This is a genomic window from Acinetobacter sp. GN11 (assembly GCF_054823985.1).
The window spans coordinates 10,108-34,131 of sequence record NZ_JRVL01000199.1 but is presented as its reverse complement, the minus strand read 5'-3'; the positions used below and the strand labels follow the sequence as shown (position 1 = coordinate 34,131).

Here is a 24,024-nt window from a genome sequence, read left to right as displayed (position 1 = left end):
AACAGTCCGTCGCTCTACCGACTGAGCTATTGGAGAATCTGATGCGCATTTTATGGATGAAATCTAAAAGCGTCAATAAGAATATTAAAGAAAATGAATCGTTTGCTTGATTAATATGCTTTTGCGGTACTAAAAATAAAAAAACCACCCAAAAAAGGGTGGTTTTTTAGAAAGAAATAAAATTATTTCTCTACACCAGCTGGTTGACCTGCAAGTTTTGCATTTGCATAGTCCCAGTTCACTAGGCTTTCTAAGAAAGTTGCGATGTATTTAGGACGTAAGTTACGGAAATCGATGTAGTAAGCATGTTCCCATACGTCAATTGTTAATACAGCAATTTGACCATGTGCAAGTGGAGTGTCTGCATTAGAAGTTTTAGTAATAGATAATTTACCGTTTACTTCATCAGCAACTAACCAAGCCCAGCCTGAACCGAATTGAGTTGTTGCAGCAGCAGCAAATTCTTCTGCAAATTTTTCGTAGCTACCAAAAGCTTCTTCAATTTTAGCAGCGATTGCGCCAGTAGGCTTACCACCACCATTTGGCTTCATAGAATTCCAGTAGAATGTATGGTTCCAAACTTGAGCAGCGTTGTTGAAAATACCAGCTTTAGATGCATCACCAGCAGTTGCTTTGATGATTTCTTCTAAGGTTTTACCTTCAAGGTCAGTCCCTTTGATTAAGTTGTTTAAGTTAACAACATAGGTATTGTGGTGTTTATCGTGATGGTATTCTAAAGTTTCTTTACTAATATGTGGCGCTAAATCATCATAGCCATATGGAAGTGCAGGTAAAGTAATGGTTGTCATGTTCCTATTCCTTGCATTTGCTGGGTTATACAATATTAAGTGGCTCTATTGTAAATGATTCTGTTCACAATAGTGCATCGTTTTAAAGAACTATACACAATAAAGATCTAATTAATACGCATAACACAGATTGAAAAAAAGACTTAATTAAATCGGATTATTCAATTCAAAATATTCGGTTTCAATTGCAAACTGCTTTGAAATTGCTTGTGCTAAACGTTGAACTCCATAACGTTCAGTTGCATGATGACCACACGCAAAATAGTGAACGCCTAATTCTTTTGCTTCATAGAAAGTTCGTTCACTGACTTCACCTGAAATATATGCATCACAATTTTGCAAAGCTGCTTTAGCAATAAAATCTTGAGCACCACCCGTACAAAAGCCTACTTTTTGAATGCCTTGCTTTTGGGCTGGCAAATGAATCACTTTAAAATCAAAGCTATCTTGTAATTTTGCTTTAAATTCTTCAACAGAAAGCGCTTGCTCTAAATAGCCAATATTTCCAATTGGATGTTTCTCGGCTAAATCGAGTGGTTCTAAATGATGTAAGCCCAATTTTTCTGCAATGGCTACATTGTTACCCAAACTTGGATGTGCATCTAAAGGTAGGTGGTAAGCCACGAGTGAAATATTATTTTGAATGAGTTTTTTAATTCGGTTACCGCGCATTCCTGTAATTGGGTAGGGTTCGCCTTTCCAAAAATAACCATGATGTACAAGTAATAGATCCGCATTTTGAGCAATTGCTGCATCAATCGCATCTTCGGAAGCAGTAACGGCACAAACGATACGTTTTACTTCAGTTGAACCTTCAATTTGCAGGCCATTTGGTGCGTAATCTTTAAATTCTGCCGCTTTTAAGGTTTGGTCGCACCACTGAATAATTTCATGCAAATTCGCCATGATATTTCCTGAATTGAGTCGTAAATAATTCCTAAAGCTATAGAAACATATTTTGTTGTGTAACTAAAGCTAGACAAATCTTTTTTGAGTTTTTTGTGTATATCGACATATTTAATTTAAAATGCTTAACTGAAAACTCTTTTTGTTCAATATATTAATTTAATTAAAAACTTCTTTTCGTAGAGGATATAAACGTGCGCCGCACCTTTACATGGTTACCTTGGGTGTTACTTATTATTGTAATTGCCAGTTTTATTGCATGGCAAAAATACCATCAACCGAAACCAACTGTTGCAGTTGATGGGGTACAAATGCCTGCCGAGAAAGTTGAGCCATTGGTTGATACTTCACGAACGGGCGGCGTGGTGTCTTATAGTGCTGCGGTAAAAGTTGCAGCGCCGGCAGTTGTTAATATTTTTACGACCCAGAAAGTTAAACAAAATCATCCATTGTTAAGCGATCCAGTATTCCGTGAGTTTTTTGGAAATCAGGTTCCTGAACAACAACAGCAAAATGAAAATAGTTTAGGTTCTGGGGTTATTGTACGTGCTGATGGCTATATTCTTACCAATAATCATGTGATTGCTCAGGCTGACCAAATTGTAGTGGCATTGCGTGACGGACGTCGTGCAGAAGCAACGATTGTTGGAACAGACCCTGACACAGATTTAGCAGTCATTAAAATCGATTTAGATAAATTACCTGTATTGCCATTTAAGTTAAGTGGTAATGAAGTGGGTGATGTTGTCTTGGCGATTGGTAACCCATTTGGTGTAGGACAAACGGTTACTCAAGGTATTATTTCTGCCACTGAGCGCTCTGATTTAGGCATCAATACCTATGAAGACTTTATTCAAACAGATGCTGCAATTAACCCAGGTAACTCAGGTGGTGCATTAATTGATGTTGCTGGTAACTTAATTGGGGTGAACACTGCTATTTTCTCTCAGTCGGGTGGTTCTTTAGGTATTGGCTTCGCAATTCCAGCTAAAATTTGCCAACAAGTATTAAACTCGATTTTGAAAGATGGCCGCGTTGTACGTGGATGGTTAGGCATTAGTTTAGTACCGCCTACACAAGACGATGTATTGGCACCAAAACAACAAATTGGTGTCGTTGTTGCTGATGTTTTGAAAAGCGGGCCAGCGGCTTCAGCAGGTATAAAAGTTGGCGATAAGATTGTTCAAGTAAATAATGAACCAATCACTTCGGCATCTCATTTGATTAATTACGTTGCATTACAAGCGCCTAATAGCGAAATTAATGTAGTGGTTGAGCGAGCTGGGAAGCAAGAAAACTTTGTGGTAACAGTTGGCGAAAGAAAAAACCAAAATAGTCAATCTCAATTTATACCTTTACCTAAACAGTAAAATAAAAAAAGCCTCGTAATGAGGCTTTTTTATTGGCTTAAATTAAGAATGTGTTGGTGTCTGATGTTGATGTTTGAACTCAGTTAAAGCATCAATGCGATATTGAATTAACATTTCGCCAATTTCAGCACCTTTAATGTTCTCTGGTAAATCCTGAACTTTAACAGAGCGAACCACTTGCATTGCATCTAACATGTACTGAGCTTGAGGATAGGGGCGATCTTCTAGGCCTAATCTTCCTCTAGCATCACACTCACATGCTTGTACAAAAGCTTCTACTCTCTCAGGACGGCGTAATACATCAAGACGTTGTAATAAACGCCATACAGTGCCAGGTTTTAACGACATGATCTGATGACATTTTAGATGCTCTTTACACACCGATAATGCCAACTGTCGAGTTTGAGTTGGAACTTTTAAACGTTCACATAATTCAGTAACTGGTTTCACGCCACGCTCTTCATGCATGATATGGCGAGGAAGTTCATTAACTGGAGTTAATGCTTTACCCAAATCATGTACTAGAACAGCAAACCGAACATCAAGCGAGTAGTTTGACTTACAAGCTTGTTGTAAAGACATTAGAGTATGTATGCCGCAGTCTACTTCTGGATGATATTCAGGACGCTGTGGTACACCAAACAGTGCGTCAATTTCAGGGAAAAGATGTTTTAACGCACCACAATCCCGTAATGTCTGAAAATAAATATCTGCATGATCTTCTAAAAGCGCACGCGAAGTTTCTTTCCATACACGTTCTGGTGTTAATGCATCAAGTTCACCTGATTCAGCCATTGTTTGCATGAGTTGTAAGGTTTCAGGTGCAATATGAAAACCATATGCAGAATATCGAGCTGCAAAGCGTGCGACACGTAAAACACGTAAAGGATCTTCAGCAAAAGCTTCTGAAACATGTCGTAAGGTTTTATTTTCTAAATCAGTCTGACCGCCATAGGGGTCATATAATTTACCATCTTGATCCATTGCTATGGCATTGATGGTTAAATCACGGCGAATTAAATCTTCTTCTAAACTTACTGTGGTATCAGTAAAAAATTGAAAACCATGATAGCCCTTACCGGACTTTCGCTCAGTACGTGCAAGTGCGTATTCTTCTTTCGTTTCAGGATGAAGAAACACAGGAAAATCTTTGCCTACAGGTTGAAAACCTTGGGCGAGCATATGTTCAGGTGTTGCTCCGACCACAACATAGTCTTTTTCTTGATAGGGATGCCCAAGTAGAGAATCTCGGACGGCACCGCCTACTAAATACACTTGCATGAAAAAACCTCTATTCTTCAAGCAATCATGCTACAGAATAGAGGTTTTCTCAAGTCATTAGACAGGCTTTTCGTAAAAAGCTCTTTCTAAATTATTTTTCTAATTGCTGGATTTCAGCAACAGTTAAAGCAGTCATATTGATAAGACGACGAGTGGTTGCTGTCGGTGTCAAAATATGAACAGGTTTTGCTGCGCCAAGCAAAATTGGACCAATAGTAACATTGTTACCAGAAGTTGCTTTTAACAAGTTAAATGAAATATTTGCTGCATCTAGGTTTGGCATAATGAGCAAGTTTGCAGAACCTTTAAAACGTGAACCAGGGAATGCAAATTGACGAATATTTTCGTCTAATGCTGCATCACCGTGCATTTCACCTTCAACTTCAAGCTCAGGAGCTTGCTCAGATAAAATACGATAAACTTCACGCATTTTTTGAGCACTTGAATCAGTCTGGTCGCTACCAAAACTTGAATGAGAAAGCAGTGCTACACGTGGAGTAATACCAAAACGACGTACTTCTTCAGCTGCTAAAATAGTCATTTCAGCAAGTTGTTCAGCAGTCGGGTTAGTGTTTACGTATGTATCTGCGATAAACAAGTTACGATCTTCAAGCATTAAGGCATTTAATGTGAAGAAGTTATTCATGCCTTCTTTAAGACCGATAACATTGCGTACAAAGTCGAGGTGAATGTTATAGCTACTATAAGTACCACATAACATACCATCTGCTTTGCCAAACTTAACGAGAAGAGCAGCGATTAAAGTCGAACGGCGACGAGCTTCACGTTTAGCATACTCAACCGTGATGCCTTTGCGTTGCATTGTCTGGTGGTAGTCTTTCCAGAACTCTTCATACAATGGATTTTGTTCTTGATCAACAATCTCAATATTTACGCCATGTTGTAAACGGAGGCCTAATTTTTTGATATTTGCTTCAATTACAGCAGTACGACCTACTAAAATTGGTTTAGCTAAATCTTCATCAACTGCAATTTGTACTGCACGTAATACGCGTTCGTCTTCACCTTCCGCATATGCAATACGTTTTGGATCAGCTTTTGCTTGAGCAAAAATTGGTTTCATCAAGAATGCAGAGTTATATACAAACTCAGACAATTTTTGACGATATACAGCGAAATCTTCGATAGGACGAGTTGCTACACCTGAGTCCATTGCAGCTTTAGCAACCGCTGGCGCGATTTCTAAAATTAAGCGTTGATCAAGTGGGCGTGGAATTAAATAGTCACGACCAAATGAAGCAGATTTTTCACCATATGTAGCTGCATCAGCTTCGATATGAGCCATACGCGCAATTGCATGTACACATGCAATTTTCATATCTTCATTAATTGTAGTTGCACCAACGTCAAGTGCACCACGGAAAATGTATGGGAAACATAATGCGTTGTTTACTTGGTTTGGATAGTCAGAACGACCAGTTGCCATAATAACGTCAGAGCGTACTTCATGTGCATGTTCAGGTAAAATTTCTGGATCTGGGTTGGCCAAAGCAAAAATAATAGGGTTCTCAGCCATGTGTTTCACCATTTCTTTGGTGAGAATACCAGCAGCAGAAAGACCCAAGAACATATCTGCACCAGCCATTACTTCATGAAGCTGAGATGCTGTAATATCTTGAACATAACGTTTTTTAGATTCATCTAAGCCTTCACGTGAAGTCGTTAATAGACCACGTGAATCGGCAACAATAATATTTTCTTTTTTAGCACCAAGCGCACAAAGCAAGTCTAAACATGAAAGTGCTGCTGCACCTGCACCTGAAGCTACGATTTTGATTTCATCAATTTTCTTATTTACAAGTTGCAATGCATTGAGCAAAGCTGAACCTACAATAATACTTGTACCATGTTGATCGTCATGGAATACAGGAATTTTCATACGTTCACGAAGTTTCTTTTCAATATAGAAACATTCTGGCGCTTTAATATCTTCGAGGTTGATACCACCGAAAGTTGGCTCAAGAGAGGCAACGATATCTACAATTTTATCTGGATCGTTTTCTGCAATTTCGATGTCAAATACGTCAACACCAGCAAACTTTTTGAAGAGAACGCCTTTACCTTCCATTACAGGTTTAGAAGCCAATGGGCCAATATTACCTAAACCAAGAACAGCGGTACCGTTAGTTACTACAGCAACTAAGTTTCCGCGTGCAGTATATTTAGCAGCAGTTGAAGGGTCACGTTCAATCTCTAAACATGGCGCAGCAACTCCGGGTGAGTAGGCTAAAGCCAAATCTCGTTGGTTGACAAGTTGCTTACTTGGGGTAACGCTGATTTTCCCTGGGTTTGGATATTCATGGTAATTTAAAGCGGCCTGTTTTAAAGATTGATCGTCCATCTGAGTCTCTATTTGATACAAAAAAGCAAACTAGTCAAATCACTCATTCAGGGGGGAAGGCAATTCAGTTCTTTTACTATGCTTTAATTTTTACCAATTAAGAGAATAGTAGAATTGCCAATAGCCCTGTAGTGAGCTAAATGCTAAAGAATATAACACTACTTCTTTATTTCTCACAGTCAAAAACGCTCATTTTTGGAAAAAGCAGCGTATCTAAAAATCGAAGGTTTAAACAACTAAGAAATATGCGAATTTGTTTGTAGATAAGGAATAATCTGCTCAGCAGGGATAGGACGACTAAAGAAATAGCCTTGTAAAAAATCACATTGCTGTTTTTGTAGATAGGCAACTTGTTCTTCTGTTTCTACACCTTCGGCAACTAGTTTAAGCCCCATACTTTTACCCATTGCAATCATGGCATTTACAATAGCTTCTTGTTTGTGATCACCAATTTTAGAAATGAAAGCACGGTCAATTTTTAGTACATCAATTGGATATTCTGTCAGGTACGCCAAAGAGGAATAACCTGTCCCAAAGTCATCTAGAGCAATTGAAATATCTCGTTGTTTTATCGCATGTAATAGCGTTTTGACGTTATCAGTATTATCTAATAGAGCTGACTCAGTAATTTCAAGTTCAAGATCTGCACCTTGTATATTATATTTTTGCAAAACCTCATCTAGATCATTAAGTAATAAGCCACGATGTATTTGTTGAGCAACAATATTTACAGAGACTTGAATGTTTGCATAGCCTGCGTTTTTCCATTCTTGTAATTGTTTTCCAACTTTATCTAAAACGACTTTGCCAATATCTGAAATTAGGCTACTACGCTCAGCAAAAGGTATAAACATATTTGGCATGACTAATCCTTTTTCAGGATGTTGCCAACGAATTAATGCTTCAAAACCTATAATGGATTGATCATGTAGATTAATTTTGGGCTGATAATAAATGACAAATTCATTATTTTGAATGGCTTTACGTAACTCTTGTTCTAAATCAGCAGTTTTATATGGATGCTCTGCTTTATTGCAATAGTAAGAAATGGTATTGCCTCCTAAGCGTTTTGCTTCTGAAAGTGCTTGTTCTGCATGGTTGTTAAGATGATCAATTTGTCGGCCATGCTCAGGAAAGCATGCAACACCGATAGATGCTGTAATAAAATATTCGTGATTATCAATATAAAAAGGTGCGTTGAGCGCTTGCAAGATGTTTTGGCAATATTGCTCAATATTTGGATGAATTGGAGAAATTTCATAAATAATTGCAAAATCGTCACTATTTAAATAGGCAACCAAAATTGCATTAATATTAATTAGGCGTAAGCGTTGTGCGAACTGTTTAAGAAGTTCATCACCACTATCATTATTTAAAAACTCATTAAAAGCGCGGAAACGGTCAATGTTTACTCGTATCAGTGCTAAATTTTTAATGTTATATGAAGGGTTTACCAGATATTGATGTAATTGATTGTAATAGTAAAGACGGTTCGGTAGGTGGGTGAGACTATCGTAATTTTTTAAATAAGATAGATGTTGTTCCTGACGTTTTTGCTCAGAGAGGTCACGTGCAAATCCAATATAATTGGTGATTTGATTGAACTCATCTTTGACTACATTGATGTGTAACCACAAATATACGCTTTTGCCAGAACTAAACTTTTCATCAAATTGGCCCATATATTCTCCAGTTTCGAGGAGCTGTTGGGTAATTGAGGTGTGAAATTGTTGTTGTAATTCTTTTTGATTAATCGCAATGCTAAATAATTCTTTATTTAATAGTTCTGATTTAGTGAATCCGGTTAATTTTTCGTAGTAAGGGTTAATATCAATATAGTTCAGGTGCTCATCTAGAATAAATATACCTTCAGCTGCTTGTTCAAGCACAATTGCTGATAGTCTTAAGTGTTCTTGATCTTTTTTCTCTTGATGTATGTCTCGGGTCATACCCACCATACGAAGCGCTTTTTGTGTTTTGGGATCTCTCGTGATGACACGACCTACATCCTGAATCCATCGCCATGAACCATCTCGGCGTAATATCCTGAAATTGATATTAAAATGATCTGTAATTCCTTCTATATGTTGCTTTAAACGCTCTTCAAAAAGTTTTTTATCACTTGGATGTACGCGGTCTAAAATGCTATTGAGATGAATAACAGTCGTCTGAGTTTGCTTTTGTTGATCGAAAAACTTAATTTCTAATTTTTGATTTTCAATATCCCAGTCCCAAGGCCGAATGCCCGCCGTTTCATGTGCAAAAGCTAAATTGTAGTGATGGCTTTCGAGTTGCTCATTCATTTTGGTGAGATCGTAAGTGCGTTCCCGTACTTTTTGCTCAAGTAAATGGTTATTAAATTGGAGCTGGGCTTCAATATCTTTTGATTTATTCACTTCTTGTTGAAGCTGTACACATAGCTCTTCAGCCCACTGGGTATGTTGATCTGAAATTTGAACGAGCTGTTTATTTTTGAATAATAATTGAGAAATCTTTTGATAGTTACGTTGAGTTGCGTATGCGCAGAGTACTGTAGCCACAAAAGTTATATTGTAGGCGAAATAAAAAGGTAGCTGAGTAATGGGCGTATGTGTAAGTTGAGCGATGAGTAGGGGGAATGTACTGGGAATGAATAAAAGATAAAAGTATCGAGGTTGCTGCGTTAAAAAAGTCAGGCCAATGATATGAGCGGAAGTGATAAACAAGGCAATTAAAATATGAGCATCTGGTAGTGCAACCAACTCTGCCGGAAGATAAAAATGAATAACTGTAACGTTTATTCCGAGTAAAATTCCTGAAATAAAACAAATGCTTTGTAATATAAAATCGGCTTTTTTAATAAAATTAATAGTACGGTAATGGGTTAAAATATTTGGAATAAACCATAAGCAGATAAGAGATACTATAGTAAGGCCAATAGACCAGCTGAATGTTGTTATTGATGATGAAAAATAATAGGAAAAAATAGCATATGAAATCAGACAGAGTAATACTAAGCTAATCAAATACCAGCGTATATATTGAATTGAAAGTTTAAGCTGCTCAATTTTTGTTTGATGCTGTAAGTATTCTTCCTGAAGCCCGGACATAAGATTTTTCTATCCTATTTTTTTTACATATATACAGAAAGAATCTGATTTATCAGTAATAAAGAATTTGAAATTTTATTCATACAATAAAACTAAATTAACTTTAAATAGTGATTTAATCAATGTTCAATGAGCTTAGGTGGATAAAAACCGATAATTTAAAATAGATAAGGCAACGACAGGCGCAGTTTCTGTACGTAAAACACGATCACCAATACACCAATTCATAAAACCAGCTTGATTGGCTTGAGTAATTTCAATTTCGCTTAAACCGCCTTCTGGACCAATCAATAGGGCAAGTTCAGGTTGTATACCGGCTAATACATCTTTTTGTTCTTTTTCTGGTGCTAAAACAAATTTTGAAACGGGAAGTTCAGAAGAACTTACCCATTCACTTAGAGAAATAGGCGCTAAAACTTCTGGAACTAGGTTTAATCCACATTGTTCACATGCTGCAATTGCAACAGCTTGCCAGTGATCTAATTTTTTTTGATCTCGATCATATTTTAAGCGCATTTCACAACGGTCACTTGTAAGTAACTGAATTTTACTTACCCCGAGTTCAGTGGCTTTCTGAATAGCATAATCCATTCGGTCACCTTTACTCATGACCTGACCAAGAACGGCTTTAAATGGGGCACTACGGTTATTAGGGTTGAAATTCTCAATTGTGACAAACGCATTTTTTTTATTAATTTCGGTCAAGGTCGCTAGATATTCGCCACCTTGGCCATTAAAGAGAGTCGCTTGTTCTTGTAATTGTGCACGTAAAACACGCACCCAATGATGAAATACTGATTCAGTTAGTTGAATTGTTGAACCAACCGTAAGTTCAGTTTCGATAAAAAAACGATTCATTGGGTACGCCTTACAAAATTAATTTAAACCAAGATCAACGACGAGTTGACGAGTTGGTTCGACTTGATTCATTGAATAGAAATGTAAGCTTGGTGCACCACCTGCTATCAGGCGTTCACATAGCTTCACAATAACTTCATGACCAAAAGCTTTAATACTCTCGCTGTCATCGCCATAGGCTTGTAATTGTTTACGGATCCAACGAGGAATTTCTGCACCAGTACCATCAGCAAAGCGAATTAAATTGCTGGCATTGGTAATCGGCATGATGCCAGGAGCCACCGGAATATTAACTCCAGCTTTTTCCAGACGCTCAATAAAATAAAAGTATGAGTCTGGATTAAAGAAGAATTGAGTAATTCCTGCATTAGCGCCAGCTTGTACTTTTTCAATAAACCGTTGGATATCTGAATCAAGGTTTTCAGCTTGAGGGTGCATTTCAGGATAAGCTGCAACTTCAATATGAAAATGATCACCTGAATGCTCACGAATGAAACGTACTAAATCTTGAGCATAAGGAAGTTCGCCAAGTCCGACTTGACCAGAAGGTAAGTCACCACGTAAAGCGACAATACGGTTAATGCCTTGAGCTTTATATAAATCTAGTAACTCAGCAATACGCGCTTTATCATCACCAATGCACGAAAGGTGAGGTGCAACTGGTGTACCTTTACCATTGAAATCGTCAATAGCAGCAAGAGTACGTTCGCGAGTAGAGCCACCAGCACCATATGTAATCGAGAAAAAATCTGGATTTAATAGTTGTAATTCTTGATGAACAATACGAAGTTTTTCAGCACCGGCATCAGTTTTCGGTGGGAAAAACTCAAAAGAAATGGGTATACGTTTAGTCATGTCAAATCCTTGTAAACAGCGAAACAATATTTTTAGAAAAAAGGGCAGACGGTGAACCGACTGCCCTTAAGTTCTTAGTATTTGTAAGCGTCAGACTTGAATGGTCCCTCAACAGCAACACCTAAATAGCCAGCTTGCTCTTGAGTTAATTGAGTAAGTACACCACCAAAACCTGCAACCATTGCCGCAGCAACTTCTTCGTCAAGTTTCTTAGGAAGAACTTCTACACGAATTTGTGCAGCTTTTTCGTTTGCAGGAAGGTCAGCAAATTTCTCTTGGAATAAGTGAATTTGACCTAACACTTGGTTAGCAAAAGAACCGTCCATCACGCGTGATGGGTGACCAGTTGCATTGCCTAAGTTCACAAGGCGACCTTCAGAAAGAAGAATGAGGTAGTTATTTTCATCTTCTGAACGGTAAACTTGGTGAACTTGTGGCTTAACTTCAACCCACTTGTAACCACGTAAATAAGCTGTGTCGATTTCTGTGTCGAAATGACCGATGTTACAAACAACTGCACCAGCTTTTAAGCTATCTAACATTGCAGCGTCACACACGTGGTAGTTACCAGTAGTGGTTACAACAAGATCAGTGTTGCCAAGTAAGTCTTGGTTAATATCTTCTTTTTTGCCTGTTTGTACGCCGTTTTTGTATGGAGATACAACTTCATAGCCGTCCATACATGCTTGCATTGCACAAATTGGGTCAACTTCAGTTACACGAACAATCATGCCTTCTTGACGTAAAGATTGAGCAGAACCTTTACCAACGTCACCATAACCGATCACAAGCGCACGACGGCCAGACAAAAGCATGTCAGTTGCGCGTTTGATTGCGTCATTTAGTGAGTGACGGCAACCATATTTGTTGTCGTTTTTAGATTTAGTAACCGAGTCATTTACGTTAATCGCAGGTACTTTCAAAGAACCGTCTTTCCACATTTCGATAAGACGTTGAACACCTGTTGTAGTTTCTTCAGTAATACCGTGAATACGTTCTAAAAGAGCTGGGTATTTGTCATGAACAAGAGCAGTTAAGTCACCGCCATCATCCAAGATCATGTTGGCATCCCAAGGCTGACCATTAACATTAACTTGTTGTTCAAGGCACCATACATATTCTTCTTCAGTTTCGCCTTTCCAAGCAAAAACAGGAATACCGCGAGCAGCAATTGCAGCAGCAGCATGGTCTTGAGTCGAGAAAATGTTACAAGAAGTCCAACGAACTTCAGCACCTAATTCAATAAGCGTTTCAATAAGAACCGCTGTTTGAATGGTCATATGAATACAACCAAGGATTTTTGCACCAGCAAGTGGTTTAGACGCTGCATAACGTTTACGTAAACCAATTAAAGCTGGCATTTCTGCTTCAGCAAGTTTGATTTCTTTACGACCGTAGTCAGCAAGTGAGATGTCAGCAACTTTATAATCTGTAAATGAAGCATTAACCGCGTTCATCAGGATCTCCTAGGGAAAAAATAGTATGGATCGTTCTGTTCGCGGATGCCGTTGTTGGCTAAACCGAGTGTTTAACCGATTGTCGAGCCTGGCAAATTGATCTTTAGTGCCGATCATTTGTCGCAGCATCCCTCGACTAGCGCAACATTGTACTTCGAAAAGCTTTTAGTGCCAATCCAGTTTTGTTTATTATCTGCCTAATTATCTTTATAGATTCAAATTATGGCAGTCAATATTCCCCAAGCTCTAGCAAATCTCGAAGCAAACTGTGGTGTTTTTGCGGTTTGGATGGTGCTTCAACATCATGGAGTACAAATTGATATTGCTGAGTTGATTAAAGTTTGCCGATACGATGAAGACGGAACCTATACCATTGCCTTAGCCGTTGCTTTAAAGAAACTAGGATTTGAAGTGTCATTTCATTCAGATGAAGATCCTAATATTAGCCCAAGTGAACGAATGAGCTATAAAGAAGCAAAGGTATTGAAAATACCGACAGGACCTGCGTTGAGCTATCAGGATATTCAAGCTGAAATTCAAAATGGCAAAATGGTGATTGTCTATTACGATACTTTAGCTGGAGTGGGGAACCAGTCACTGGTGTATTCAATAGATGAAAAAAATATCTGTTTCTTTGATAGCTTTGAACCGATGTCAGCAGCAGTTTTTGAAAAGCAACGTCAAATAGAAGGGATTTGTCGTCAGGCTATCGTGATTGATGACCGTAATTTTCAGATTCATTCGACTAAATTGAGTTAGATTAAAAAGAGCCAGGGGGATGCTGGCTCATATTAAAATTATTTTTGTTGATATTCTTGAATCACTTCTAAAGCGGCGCGAAAAGCTTCTTGTGTAGCAGGGGCGCCGCAATATGGCAGACTGTGCAATAAAGTTTCCTGAATCTCTTCAACTGTACAACCATTGTTGAGTGCACCACGAACATGGCCTTTGAGTTCGGTTGGTGACTTAAGAGCAGTTAACATTGCCAAAGTAATTAATGAACGATATTTACGTGGGAGCACGCCTTCACGCTGCCAAGTCGATCCCCATGCATGTTCATTAATCCAGTCTTGCAAAGGCTGGGTAAAGGGTACGGTATTTTCTTGGGCACGTTTTACAAAAGCTTCTCCCATCACTTCTGTGCGCACTTTTAATCCATTCTCGTAATCTTGTTTAGACATTAATTTCTCCTAAAAATAAAAGCGTCGATTGACGCTTTTATGGCTGATTATTAATTAATCTGAATCAAGTATGATTGCAATAGTGAATTAGTGGAGGCGTCAGTCACTAAATTTGATGAGGGTTCGATAAAGGAAGATCCTTATTTAAATTTTCATCAAATACATCTGTAAGCATGCTGTCGAATCGAATTGCATTGTATTGCAATAATTGTTTAGCTTCACTTTCAGTAATAAAACCTTCTTTTATCGCTTGTTCAATATTCTCTTCGAAAGTAAGTCCTGTAAATTTGCCTTTAGATTCAGCTTTTTTAAACTTATCCCAAAGCGGTTCAAGGGTTCGTAGAATTTGGAATGCATGTTCTAAACGTCCAGTCACATCATCGGCTTTGGTAGAATAAAATACGTGATGCTTAAGCTGCTCTCTGAAAGGATGCTCTTGCATCATAAGTTCAGCGACTTGTTGTTTTAACTCATCGTCTGGTTTTGAAATGACACGACCAAGAGGGAAACAGATCCATTTTACAAATGCTGCTGGAAGTTTGGCTGGGAAGTTATCAAATAGACCCCAAAATGCTTCCTGAATATTTAAGAAAGCTTTTTGTAGAGCTAATTTAGCGTGAAGTTGTTCAGCTTCAGTTTTTTGGCCAGCTTCATAAAATTTTAAAATTGCAGTAGAAATAAAAAGGTTCGCGTGAATATCTGCCAAGCGGCCTGATAACATTTCTTTGCGTTTCAAGTCTCCTGCAAGTAAGCCAAGCGCCATATCTGCAACTAAAGCAAAGTTGGCACTAAAACGGTTAATCGTTTTATAGTAACTGGCAGTAAATTGATCTACTGATTGAGGAGCATCGCTTGAGCCACCTGTCCAACCATAAGCAAATGATTTTGCTCCGCGGTTAAAGGTATAGGCTAAATGTTTAAATAACAGATCATCGAATTTTTTGACTGAATTATTCTTATCTTCAGATTGAAGGAGTTGCAACTCTTCAAAAAGGTAAGGGTGACAACGCATTGAACCTTGACCAAAAATCATCAGTGAACGAGTCAAAATATTTGCGCCTTCCACTGTAATTGCAATTGGAATTGCTTGATAGGTGAGTGCAAGGAAGTTACGTGGCCCAAGTTGAATTGCACGTCCTCCGGCAATATCCATTCCGTGATTGACCACTTTACGCATCGTTTCAGTAGCATAATATTTTGCCATAGCGGTCATTACGGCGGGTGTTCCACCTTGATTTAGGCCACATGTTACTAAATAACGGAATGCCTCAAGCATATAGGCATCACTTGCAATTTCACTGGTAGCTTCTTGTACACCTTCAAATTTGCCAACAGAGATATTAAATTGTTGGCGAATTTTCGCAAAAGCACCAACGGTTAAATAGCTCATTTCACCTGCTGCTGTTGCTAAAGCTGGAAGGGAAATACCACGGCCAACGCCTAAGCATTCCATCAGCATTCGCCAGCCTTTACCGGCATTTTCTTGCCCACCAATAATCCAGTCAATTGGAATGAAAACATCTTCTCCTTCTACTGTTCCATTCATAAATGGAGAACCTGGAAAATGACGCGCTCCTATTTTTACGCCTGCATGACTGGCAGGAATTAAGGCACAGGTAATACCGTACTCAGTTTTATTTTTGTCGCCGAGTAGACCTTCTGGATCATAAAGTTTAAATGCGAGGCCAACAACGGTGGCAATCGGAGCAAGCGTAATCCAGCGTTTAGAGAAATTCATGCGCAGACCAAGAACTTGAGCACCTTCATATTCGCCATAGCAAACAACGCCTGAATCTGGAATTGCACCTGCATCTGAACCTGCTTCTGGACTGGTTAAACCAAAACATGGAATCTCTTCACCTTTAGCAAGACCAGGTAAGTATTGTTGTTTTTGAGCATCGGTACCGTAGTGCATGAGTAGCTCACCCGGCCCCAATGAGTTTGGAACCATACAACTCACCGCGGTGGTGAGTGAGCGTGAAGCAATTTTGCTCATAATGCGACTTTGAGCAAATGAGCTAAATTCTTTACCACCAAAAGACTTTGGAATAATGAGTCCTAAAAAACCTTTATCTTTAATAAATTGCCAAACTTCAGGAGGAAGATCTTTTAAGTGATGATGAATTTCCCACTCATTGAGCATGCTACAAAGTAGTTCAACTTCATTGTCTATAAAACTTTGTTCTTCTTCTGACAACTTTGGGTAGGGATACTTTTCAAATTGAGACCAATCAGGCGCTCCCATAAATAACTCTTTTTCCCACCAACTTGTACCTGCTTCTAAAGCCTCTTGTTCTGTGGTACTGATGCTCGGCATTGAGTTTGCTAAAGTCTTATAGGCTGGCTTAGTAATTAGGTTAAATCGTAATGGCTCAACTAAAATAATGATGCTGAGCGCAATAATTGGAATACCTAAAAGCAGTGACCATGGTGTTAGCAAGAATGCCGAAAGTAGGGCAACAATAATCGCCACACCGCTACCAAGAACTTTATTTAAGTTAAAATAGAAAATTGCCCATACTGCAATAAGCTGAATAATAATACTTAATATAAAGAGTAGGAAAATCATACTTGCTCCTTACTAGATAAGCCCTCAGGTGGATGACGTTACAAAAGAGAGGAGATATTTAAGGCTTAACTAGCTGTTTAGTTGCTGTTTAAATTTGAGTTTTTATGTCGCAAATATTGATGTATATGCTAGAGCAGGGATATATCGTACTTTTAGGTATAAGATATTTTTGAGTGAAAGTGTAATGGGTTGTTTTATCGATTTGTCAAGAAATGTTATTGATTTTCTTATACAAATAAAAAGCCCTCTGTGTTAGAGGGCTTTTTATAGATATTTAATTTATTAAGCTTCGACGGTTTGAACAGCAATTTTTTTAGCTGGATCTACTTTACGACGAACTTCTGGTACTGGTTCACCGTGGTATTGACGATCAGCAAAGTAGCTTGAACGAACCATTGGTGCAGACCAAATATTTCTAAAGCCGAGTTTGCGACCATGCTCTGCATAACGTTCAAACTCTTCTGGCGTTACAAAGCGGTCGATTGGCGCGTGTTGTTTAGAAGGTTGTAAATATTGACCAATAGTTACATAGTCAACATCGTGAGCACGTAAGTCATCGAGTAATGCAATAACTTCTTCTTCAGTTTCACCAATACCGACCATCAAACCACATTTTGTTGGGATATCTGGGCAGTATTCTTTAAACATTTTTAATAAGGTTAAAGAGTGTTGATAGTCTGAACCTGGGCGCATTGCTTTATATAGACGAGGCACAGTCTCAATGTTATGGTTAAATACGTCTGGCGGACATTCGGTCATAATGCGTAAAGCAATATCCATACGTCCACGGAAGTCTGGTACTAAAATCTCAAGCAATGTCGTCGGGCTAAGCGCACGAGCTTCTTTAATACAGTCCACAAAGTGTTGTGCACCGCCGTCAAGTAAGTCATCACGGTCAACAGAAGTAATTACTGCGTACTTGAGTTTCAGATTGGAAATGGTTTCTGCCATGTGACGAGGTTCGTCAGCATCTAACGCATTTGGACGACCATGTGCAACATCACAGAAAGGACAACGGCGTGTACAAATATCACCCATGATCATGAATGTTGCCGTACCGCCACCAAAACATTCTGGGAGGTTAGGACAAGCTGCTTCTTCACAAACGGTATGGAGTTTTTGAGCACGTAAAGTCGTTTTAATACGCTGAACTTCTTCTGGTGCCGTCATCTTGACACGAATCCAGTCAGGTTTACGCGGCACTTCAACCGTAGGTACAACTTTTACAGGAATTCTTGCGACTTTTTCTGCGCCACGAAGTTTTACACCCTGTTCAGGTTTACGGTGTTCTGACATATCTAACTTTTCCACTCGTTTATAGAGACATTGACATTGTATTATAGCGAAGTTCTTCAGTTAATAGCGGAAAATAACTATTCATATAATAAATGTGGCTATTCAGAAATATAGGGTTGAGAAATACATAAATTCACCGCATATTAGTCATAATCTATTATAAAATATGGTCATTCAAGAGAGGAAGGAGCTTTCAATGCCACGTAAAAAAGAGGTCGTTAGTGGGAATTTCGTTAAATACGATGCGGTAGTTCTCGGTTCTGGACCTGCGGGTGAAGGCGCGGCAATGAAGCTTTCAAAAGCTGGTAAGCGTGTTGCAATTGTAGATGTGCGTGATCAACTTGGTGGTAACTGTGCACACGTAGGAACGATTCCAAGTAAAGCATTACGTCAAACAGTTTCTAGTATTATTCGTTATCAGCGTGATCCAATGTTTCAAAAAGTAGGTGAGTGGAAACAGTTCACCATGAAACAAGTTTTGCGTAATGCACACAAAGTGATTCAACAACAGGTTGATACACATACACGTTTTTATGACCGTAACAAGATTGGTGTCTTCCACGGTCGTGCATATATTCAAGATAAAAATACAGTTTTAGTTTTTAGCCATGAAGGTATTAAAGAAACAATTATCTGTAAGCAAATCGTGATTGCGACAGGTAGTCGTCCTTATCATCCGCAAGGTCTCGACTTTGATCATCCTCGCGTGTTTGATTCAGATAAGATTCTTGATCTTGATTACTCAATTCAAAAAATTATTATTTACGGCGCGGGCGTTATTGGCTGTGAATATGCTTCAATCTTCATTGGTTTAGACCATAAAGTTGATTTGATTAATACTCAGCAAAAACTTTTAAGTTATTTAGATGATGAAATTGCTGATGCTTTATCTTATCACTTACGTGAACAAGGTGTATTGATTCGTCACAATGAACAAATGGATCATCTTGAAACGTTTGATGACCATGTTGTTTTACACTTACAAAGTGGTAAAAAGATTAAAGCTGATGCCATTCTTTGGTGTAACGGCCGTTCAGGTAACACAGAAGGCTTAGGTCTTGAGAACGTTGGATTAGTTCCAAACAACCGCGGCCAGCTTTCAGTAAATGATCAATATCAAACTGAAGTTGAAAACATCTATGCAGCTGGTGATGTAATTGGTTGGCCATCACTTGCTTCTGCTGCTTATGACCAAGGGCGCTGTGCTGGCGCAAACATGAGTGGTGAAGATGCGAAGCCAGTACGTGATATTCCAACTGGTATTTATACCATTCCGGAAATCTCATCAATTGGTAAAAATGAACAGGAATTAACGGAAGAGAAAATTCCGTATGAAGTGGGTCAAGCTTCTTTCCGTCATTTAGCTCGTGCACAAATTACTGGTGATACAGTGGGTGAGTTAAAAATTCTTTTCCACCGTGACACTATGGAAATTTTAGGTATTCACTGTTTTGGTAATAACGCTGCCGAAATTATCCACATTGGGCAAGCAGTTATGCACAGCCCAAATAATACCTTGAAATATTTCGTTGAAACGACATTTAACTATCCAACAATGGCTGAAGCATATCGTGTAGCTGCGCTTAATGGTATGAATCGTTTGTTTTGATTTTAAATAATTTTTCAATAAAAAAGCCTGCAAATTTGCGGGCTTTTTTATTTTCATTAGACCATAGGTTTTTTATATTTTTATGACAATCCAAAGGATGATTTTAGCTTTTTATCATACTAGTGTGGACAAAATGCTTGGTTAAAATATTCAAATAAATCTGGTGTTTGTTTCCATAAAATTATAGAAAGCACCAAAAGCGTGACTAGGATAAAAGTCATAATTGTTTTCAAAAGTAAGGCATTATGCGTCATGAATAACAGCCTCCTCATTCACAAAGAAGTGTACGATCACACCTAATATACTCAATGCAATAGAACATAGCCAAATCGCATTGTAATTACCTGTTAAGTCGTGGTTAACACCGCCAAGCCAACCGCCAAAGAAAGAACCGACTTGATGAGTGAAAAATACAATACCACTTAGCATTGAAAGATATTTAACGCCAAACATATTTGCCACAATACCGTTGGTGAGCGGAACAGTGGAGAGCCATAAAAGGCCCATAATAATTCCAAAAGCATATACCGTATAAATGCTTAAAGGTAATAATAAAAAGGCAATGATCGCGATGCCACGGCTACCGTAAAGTGCCATTAATAATTTAGGTTTTGAGAAGCGATCTCCTAACCAACCAGCACCGTAAGTCCCCACAATATTAAATAGTCCTACTAGTGCCAGAAACACAGTACCTGTAGCAGCATCAAAGCCGTGATCAATTAAATAGCCAGGTAAATGTACCCCTAAGAAAACAACTTGGAATCCACATACTAAGAAACCTAAAGCTAACCACCAAAAAGGTTTATGTTTTCTGGCAATATTCAGTACTTGTTTAAATGTGAGCTGAGGTTGTGCAATTGCTTTTGGAGTTTGATTGCTTGGTCCTTTTAACATCCATGCAAGGGGAATAATAAGAGCAATTAATAGCGCACTGACCATTAGGGCTGCTGACCATCCAACATTTTTGAGTAAGAGAAGGGTAGATGGCAACATAATAAACTGACCGAAAGAACCCGCTGCACTTGCAATCCCCATTGCCATACTTCTTTTTTCTGGCGGTGCTGCTCGACCTACTGCACTAAGTAAAACTGTAAAAGAGGTCGCTGACAAAGCTAAGCCGATAATCAATCCTAGGCTTAAATTTAAGATTAATACGCTTGAACTAAAGGCCATTAAGAGAAGGCCGAGGGCATAAAGTAGTCCGCCAACTGCAACCACAATTTTACTGCCATATTTGTCTGCAATTGCACCAGTCAATGGTTGAACGACTCCCCAGATCAGGTTTTGCATGGCGATTGCAAGACTAAAAACATGTTGGCTCCAACCAAACTCATGGCTCATTGGGACCAAATAAAGTCCAAAACCATGCCTAACACCTAAGGAAAGTGCCAAAATAAGAGCACTACCAATCAACATATAGATGAGGGGCTGGGAAAAGTGATTGCCAGTTTTAGTCATGATTAATGGAAAATTATAATAATGTGATCATTTATTGTAGAGGATATATCGGGTAATGACGATATACCTGCGGAGAATATTTAAGAAGAATTAAAAAGTTCGTATTTTATGATAAGAAAATTGAAGAAGCAGAAATCATTTTAATCTCTGCTTCTTATAAAAATTAAGCTGCGGAATTGCGTTCAAGCAATGCTTGTTCAAACAGAACTTGTTCTTTTTCTTTATGTTCAGTTGTGAAGCGAATCAAAATTACACTACAGCCTGCGACCATAACCAACCCCCCTAAAATAAACAGGCAAGTTTGAACATCAAGTAAACCTTTAAGTAAGAAACCTGCTGCAACAGCACCAACATTACCACCCGCGCCAATAATTCCTGCAACTCCACCTAATGCAGTACGATCGATAAATGGTACGAGTGCGTAAGTTGCTCCACAGGCCATATGCGTAAACAATGCAAAAATAGTCATGGAAATAATTGCGAGCGCAACAGCATTCATTTGTGAGAAGACTATTAAGAATAAACCTTCACCCAAAATCATCAGTACAAGTACTTTGGTGCGACCATCTAATCCTTTCTTGAGTGCGACTTTATCAGAAATGATACCGCCTAGCGCACGAGCAAATAATGCCAGCAGACCAAAGATTCCGGCAGTTAAACCAGCGGTTTTTATATCCATTTTGAATTGATCAACATAATACATTGCTGCAACGTTATGGATAAAAATCTCAATACCAAAACTTGCACCATATGCTAAAAATAAAATCCAGACACGGTAGTTGCGAGCAGCTTGCATTAAAATTGCCGTACCACCTTTTTTGCCACTACCGATCTCAATACCTTGTGCACGAACCTCTTTAAAGTTTCCTTGAGGGCAATCTTGAGTTAATTTCCAATAAAGAATACCTACAATAACCATCATTATGCCAGGTACGATTAATGCCACGCGCCATCCCATGGTTTGTTCAACACCAAACATCACAATTGCACCTAGCAATAAAGGCATTAAAGCTTGTGTTGCACCACCGCCAGCATTTCCCCAGCCAGCCGTTGCCGCATTTGCTGTTCCTACAACGTTAGGTGCAAACATCACACTGGTATGGTATTGGGTAATTACGAAGCTTGCACCAATAGCACCAATAAGTAAGCGAAAGAATAGAAAAGATTCATAGCTATTGGCAGCTGCTACACCAAACACTGGAATGCTGCCAACTAATAGGAGAGTGGTGTACGTAATACGTGGACCATATTTGTCGCAGAGTGGTCCGACAATGAGCCGAACTAAAATAGTAATAGCAACAGCAGCAATATTAATATTGGCAATTTGATCTTTTGTTAAGCCAAACTCACCTTTAATCACGGGCATTAATGGTGCACATGCAAACCATGCAAAGAAGCAAACAAAGAAAGCGAGCCATGTCATGTGGAAGGCACGCATTGCTGGAGTTGAAAAACTGAATAATTTAATTTCAGTTGCTTTTTTTGCATCTAACTGGATATTTGAAGACATACGCCGTCCCCCTGAACTGAACGAAATTTAATTTGCATGGCAATTTATTGCTTTATGCAGACCGATCAGAGCGGACATCGTTGGCCGTCTTGGTGTATTCATTGAATCATCATTGACTCATCATGCAATGAATAAAGCAAAGGGCGTGCCAAAAAAAGAATTTTACTAAAAAGGAAAAATTACTTTCTAATTTTATTGGATTAGTTTGTGAGGATGAAATTAAGAAAAACGATCACGAAAATGGTTGAGTTGTAATAAGAGAATAAGAAGGTCTTTATATTTGTAGTTTTGATTAAAAATGCTCATTTTTTTAGCGTTTTGATTTATAAAGAAGCAATTTCTAGGGAAAATAAATTGAAAGAAAGCTATAAAAACGTGCATAAGTTTTTATAGCTTTACATAGCGCAGAAGTTAGAAGCGGTAACCAATACCGGCATAACCTAAAATAGGGTTAATTTCGATATCTGCTTTTGCATTGATTAATTCACCATACTTGGCGTCGCTCACTGTAATGGTCGTATCTGTTTTTAAGTGGGCATAGGAAACAGAGCCAACGGCATACCATTTGTCATTAAAATCGTAAGTAAAGCCTGCGGTCGCAACAGGGGCAATTGCATCAGATGCTTCTAGTTCTACTTTAGGGTCACCAGTGCTAGTTTTTCTTTCTAAAGCAGCTCCAGCTTTACCATCTTTAATATTTACAATCATATGACCAGCATTGACTAAATCTTTCTCAATCGCTGGGTTCATTTCTAATTCACTGAAATAGGCATACATCACACCTAGACCAACATAAGGTCTAAATTTATTTACGCCAGTTTTGCCAAAGTGATATTGAAATTCAAATGCTGGTGTCCAAGCACGTGCTGAAGCGGCGCTACCATGTCCTTCAAGATCAGTAATGAAAAGATTATTTTCAAGTTCCATTGATCCAAGGATTCCACCAGCAGGCTTCGCTGTCGCAGAGAAAGGTGCATAAATTTTACCTTTACCTTGCAAGTCAACTTTAGGAGGAATACCTGCTTTTAACTCCAATGAAAAATTATCTGTAAAAAAGTAATTGCTCATGATTCCTAAGGTTGTGACATCATCTGCTTCCAAACCTGTTTTGTCAGCATCCCATTGACTTAGACCACGCACTTCCGCTGTTCCACTTAGCCAAGAAGGAATTGTATCTGTACCTAAACCAATAACATCAATAAGCTTTTCAAGAACGACATTACTATTATCATCTGAAATATTGTCTTGAATAGTTTTTACTTTAATATCTCCGACTTTAGATTGCTCATTTTCTTTAACAGAAGTATTAATTCTGAAAGGTTGAGCATTACCAGTCGGTTTGACATACAAAGGACCAGCAGAGACTGAAAAACGTTTGAAGCCATCACCATCCTTTAAACTAAAATATGGCGAA

17 protein-coding genes are annotated in these 24,024 nt (G+C 38.5%); 3 read left to right on the top strand and 14 right to left on the bottom strand.

The features are described 5' to 3' along the window. Window positions 1-182: 182 nt before the first annotated feature. On the bottom strand, window positions 183-809 hold the full coding sequence (locus NL42_RS15650) for a superoxide dismutase (protein ID WP_003650584.1): 627 nt from the start codon (window positions 807-809) through the stop codon (window positions 183-185). A gap of 147 nt (window positions 810-956) precedes the next feature. Beyond that, entirely contained in the window at window positions 957-1,715 is a 759-nt protein-coding gene (locus NL42_RS15645; protein ID WP_461313437.1) for a Nif3-like dinuclear metal center hexameric protein, read from the bottom strand. Between the two features lie 194 nt (window positions 1,716-1,909). Here NL42_RS15645 and NL42_RS15640 point away from each other — a divergent pair, with 194 nt between their 5' ends. Continuing rightward, window positions 1,910-3,085: a S1C family serine protease gene (locus tag NL42_RS15640; protein WP_004790970.1), complete on the top strand. Its 1,176-nt coding sequence runs from the start codon at window positions 1,910-1,912 to the stop codon at window positions 3,083-3,085. Window positions 3,086-3,127: 42 nt separating this feature from the next. Here NL42_RS15640 and NL42_RS15635 read toward each other — a convergent pair whose 3' ends face one another. The 6 genes from NL42_RS15635 to ahcY form a co-directional block, all read right to left on the bottom strand. Beyond that, on the bottom strand, window positions 3,128-4,366 hold the full coding sequence (locus tag NL42_RS15635) for a multifunctional CCA addition/repair protein (RefSeq protein ID WP_461313436.1): 1,239 nt from the start codon (window positions 4,364-4,366) through the stop codon (window positions 3,128-3,130). 91 nt (window positions 4,367-4,457) lie between these two features. Continuing rightward, the gene (locus tag NL42_RS15630) at window positions 4,458-6,728 is read right to left on the bottom strand and encodes an NADP-dependent malic enzyme (protein WP_016137502.1); all 2,271 of its coding nucleotides are present in this window, start codon (window positions 6,726-6,728) and stop codon (window positions 4,458-4,460) included. Window positions 6,729-6,964: 236 nt separating this feature from the next. Beyond that, window positions 6,965-9,817: a putative bifunctional diguanylate cyclase/phosphodiesterase gene (locus NL42_RS15625; RefSeq protein ID WP_461313435.1), complete on the bottom strand. Its 2,853-nt coding sequence runs from the start codon at window positions 9,815-9,817 to the stop codon at window positions 6,965-6,967. A 135-nt stretch (window positions 9,818-9,952) separates the two neighbouring features. Then, window positions 9,953-10,675: a 16S rRNA (uracil(1498)-N(3))-methyltransferase gene (locus NL42_RS15620; protein ID WP_336169634.1), complete on the bottom strand. Its 723-nt coding sequence runs from the start codon at window positions 10,673-10,675 to the stop codon at window positions 9,953-9,955. 18 nt (window positions 10,676-10,693) lie between these two features. Further along, on the bottom strand, window positions 10,694-11,530 hold the full coding sequence (gene metF / locus NL42_RS15615; RefSeq protein ID WP_461313434.1) for a methylenetetrahydrofolate reductase [NAD(P)H]: 837 nt from the start codon (window positions 11,528-11,530) through the stop codon (window positions 10,694-10,696). Between the two features lie 74 nt (window positions 11,531-11,604). Continuing rightward, complete coding sequence (gene ahcY, locus NL42_RS15610) at window positions 11,605-12,987, bottom strand: adenosylhomocysteinase (RefSeq protein ID WP_016137506.1); 1,383 nt, start codon at window positions 12,985-12,987, stop codon at window positions 11,605-11,607. Between the two features lie 222 nt (window positions 12,988-13,209). On the opposite strand from ahcY, the gene NL42_RS15605 reads away from it, so the two are divergent. Further along, window positions 13,210-13,746, top strand: coding sequence for a cysteine peptidase family C39 domain-containing protein (locus tag NL42_RS15605; RefSeq protein ID WP_461313433.1), 537 nt, complete (start codon window positions 13,210-13,212; stop codon window positions 13,744-13,746). Window positions 13,747-13,784: 38 nt separating this feature from the next. Here NL42_RS15605 and NL42_RS15600 read toward each other — a convergent pair whose 3' ends face one another. The 3 genes from NL42_RS15600 to lipA all read right to left on the bottom strand — a co-directional run bounded on the left by NL42_RS15600 (window position 13,785) and on the right by lipA (window position 18,033). Continuing rightward, a complete protein-coding gene (locus NL42_RS15600; RefSeq protein WP_000043120.1) occupies window positions 13,785-14,168 on the bottom strand; it encodes a carboxymuconolactone decarboxylase family protein in 384 nt (127 codons plus the stop codon). 106 nt (window positions 14,169-14,274) lie between these two features. After that, complete coding sequence (locus tag NL42_RS15595; RefSeq protein ID WP_461313432.1) at window positions 14,275-16,737, bottom strand: acyl-CoA dehydrogenase; 2,463 nt, start codon at window positions 16,735-16,737, stop codon at window positions 14,275-14,277. 282 nt (window positions 16,738-17,019) lie between these two features. Beyond that, window positions 17,020-18,033, bottom strand: coding sequence for a lipoyl synthase (lipA, locus tag NL42_RS15590; protein ID WP_004790988.1), 1,014 nt, complete (start codon window positions 18,031-18,033; stop codon window positions 17,020-17,022). A 196-nt stretch (window positions 18,034-18,229) separates the two neighbouring features. On the opposite strand from lipA, the gene sthA reads away from it, so the two are divergent. Continuing rightward, a complete protein-coding gene (sthA, locus tag NL42_RS15585) occupies window positions 18,230-19,642 on the top strand; it encodes a Si-specific NAD(P)(+) transhydrogenase (protein ID WP_004790990.1) in 1,413 nt (470 codons plus the stop codon). A 243-nt stretch (window positions 19,643-19,885) separates the two neighbouring features. Here sthA and NL42_RS15580 read toward each other — a convergent pair whose 3' ends face one another. The 3 genes from NL42_RS15580 to NL42_RS15570 all read right to left on the bottom strand — a co-directional run. Continuing rightward, window positions 19,886-21,100: an MFS transporter gene (locus tag NL42_RS15580; protein ID WP_461313431.1), complete on the bottom strand. Its 1,215-nt coding sequence runs from the start codon at window positions 21,098-21,100 to the stop codon at window positions 19,886-19,888. 163 nt (window positions 21,101-21,263) lie between these two features. Beyond that, entirely contained in the window at window positions 21,264-22,610 is a 1,347-nt protein-coding gene (locus tag NL42_RS15575) for an MFS transporter (protein ID WP_461313430.1), read from the bottom strand. Window positions 22,611-23,021: 411 nt separating this feature from the next. Continuing rightward, window positions 23,022-24,024, bottom strand: a 1,003-nt coding sequence (locus NL42_RS15570; RefSeq protein ID WP_461313429.1) for an OmpW/AlkL family protein, incomplete at its 5' end; no start/stop codon positions are given.

Bases quoted from the DNA above. Each gene is read 5' to 3' on its own strand.
- NL42_RS15625 (WP_461313435.1), bottom strand. From the start codon at position 9,817: ATGTCCGGGCTTCAGGAAGAATACTTACAGCATCAAACAAAAATTGAG.
- NL42_RS15650 (WP_003650584.1), bottom strand. From the start codon at position 809: ATGACAACCATTACTTTACCTGCACTTCCATATGGCTATGATGATTTA.
- NL42_RS15605 (WP_461313433.1), top strand. From the start codon at position 13,210: ATGGCAGTCAATATTCCCCAAGCTCTAGCAAATCTCGAAGCAAACTGT.
- NL42_RS15630 (WP_016137502.1), bottom strand. From the start codon at position 6,728: ATGGACGATCAATCTTTAAAACAGGCCGCTTTAAATTACCATGAATAT.
- metF (WP_461313434.1), bottom strand. From the start codon at position 11,530: ATGACTAAACGTATACCCATTTCTTTTGAGTTTTTCCCACCGAAAACT.
- NL42_RS15620 (WP_336169634.1), bottom strand. From the start codon at position 10,675: ATGAATCGTTTTTTTATCGAAACTGAACTTACGGTTGGTTCAACAATT.
- NL42_RS15575 (WP_461313430.1), bottom strand. From the start codon at position 22,610: ATGTCTTCAAATATCCAGTTAGATGCAAAAAAAGCAACTGAAATTAAA.
- NL42_RS15635 (WP_461313436.1), bottom strand. From the start codon at position 4,366: ATGCAAGTGTATTTAGTAGGCGGTGCCGTCCGAGATTCTCTACTTGGG.
- NL42_RS15645 (WP_461313437.1), bottom strand. From the start codon at position 1,715: ATGGCGAATTTGCATGAAATTATTCAGTGGTGCGACCAAACCTTAAAA.
- sthA (WP_004790990.1), top strand. From the start codon at position 18,230: ATGCCACGTAAAAAAGAGGTCGTTAGTGGGAATTTCGTTAAATACGAT.
- ahcY (WP_016137506.1), bottom strand. From the start codon at position 12,987: ATGAACGCGGTTAATGCTTCATTTACAGATTATAAAGTTGCTGACATC.
- NL42_RS15600 (WP_000043120.1), bottom strand. From the start codon at position 14,168: ATGTCTAAACAAGATTACGAGAATGGATTAAAAGTGCGCACAGAAGTG.
- lipA (WP_004790988.1), bottom strand. From the start codon at position 18,033: ATGTCAGAACACCGTAAACCTGAACAGGGTGTAAAACTTCGTGGCGCA.
- NL42_RS15580 (WP_461313431.1), bottom strand. From the start codon at position 21,100: ATGACTAAAACTGGCAATCACTTTTCCCAGCCCCTCATCTATATGTTG.
- NL42_RS15595 (WP_461313432.1), bottom strand. From the start codon at position 16,737: ATGATTTTCCTACTCTTTATATTAAGTATTATTATTCAGCTTATTGCA.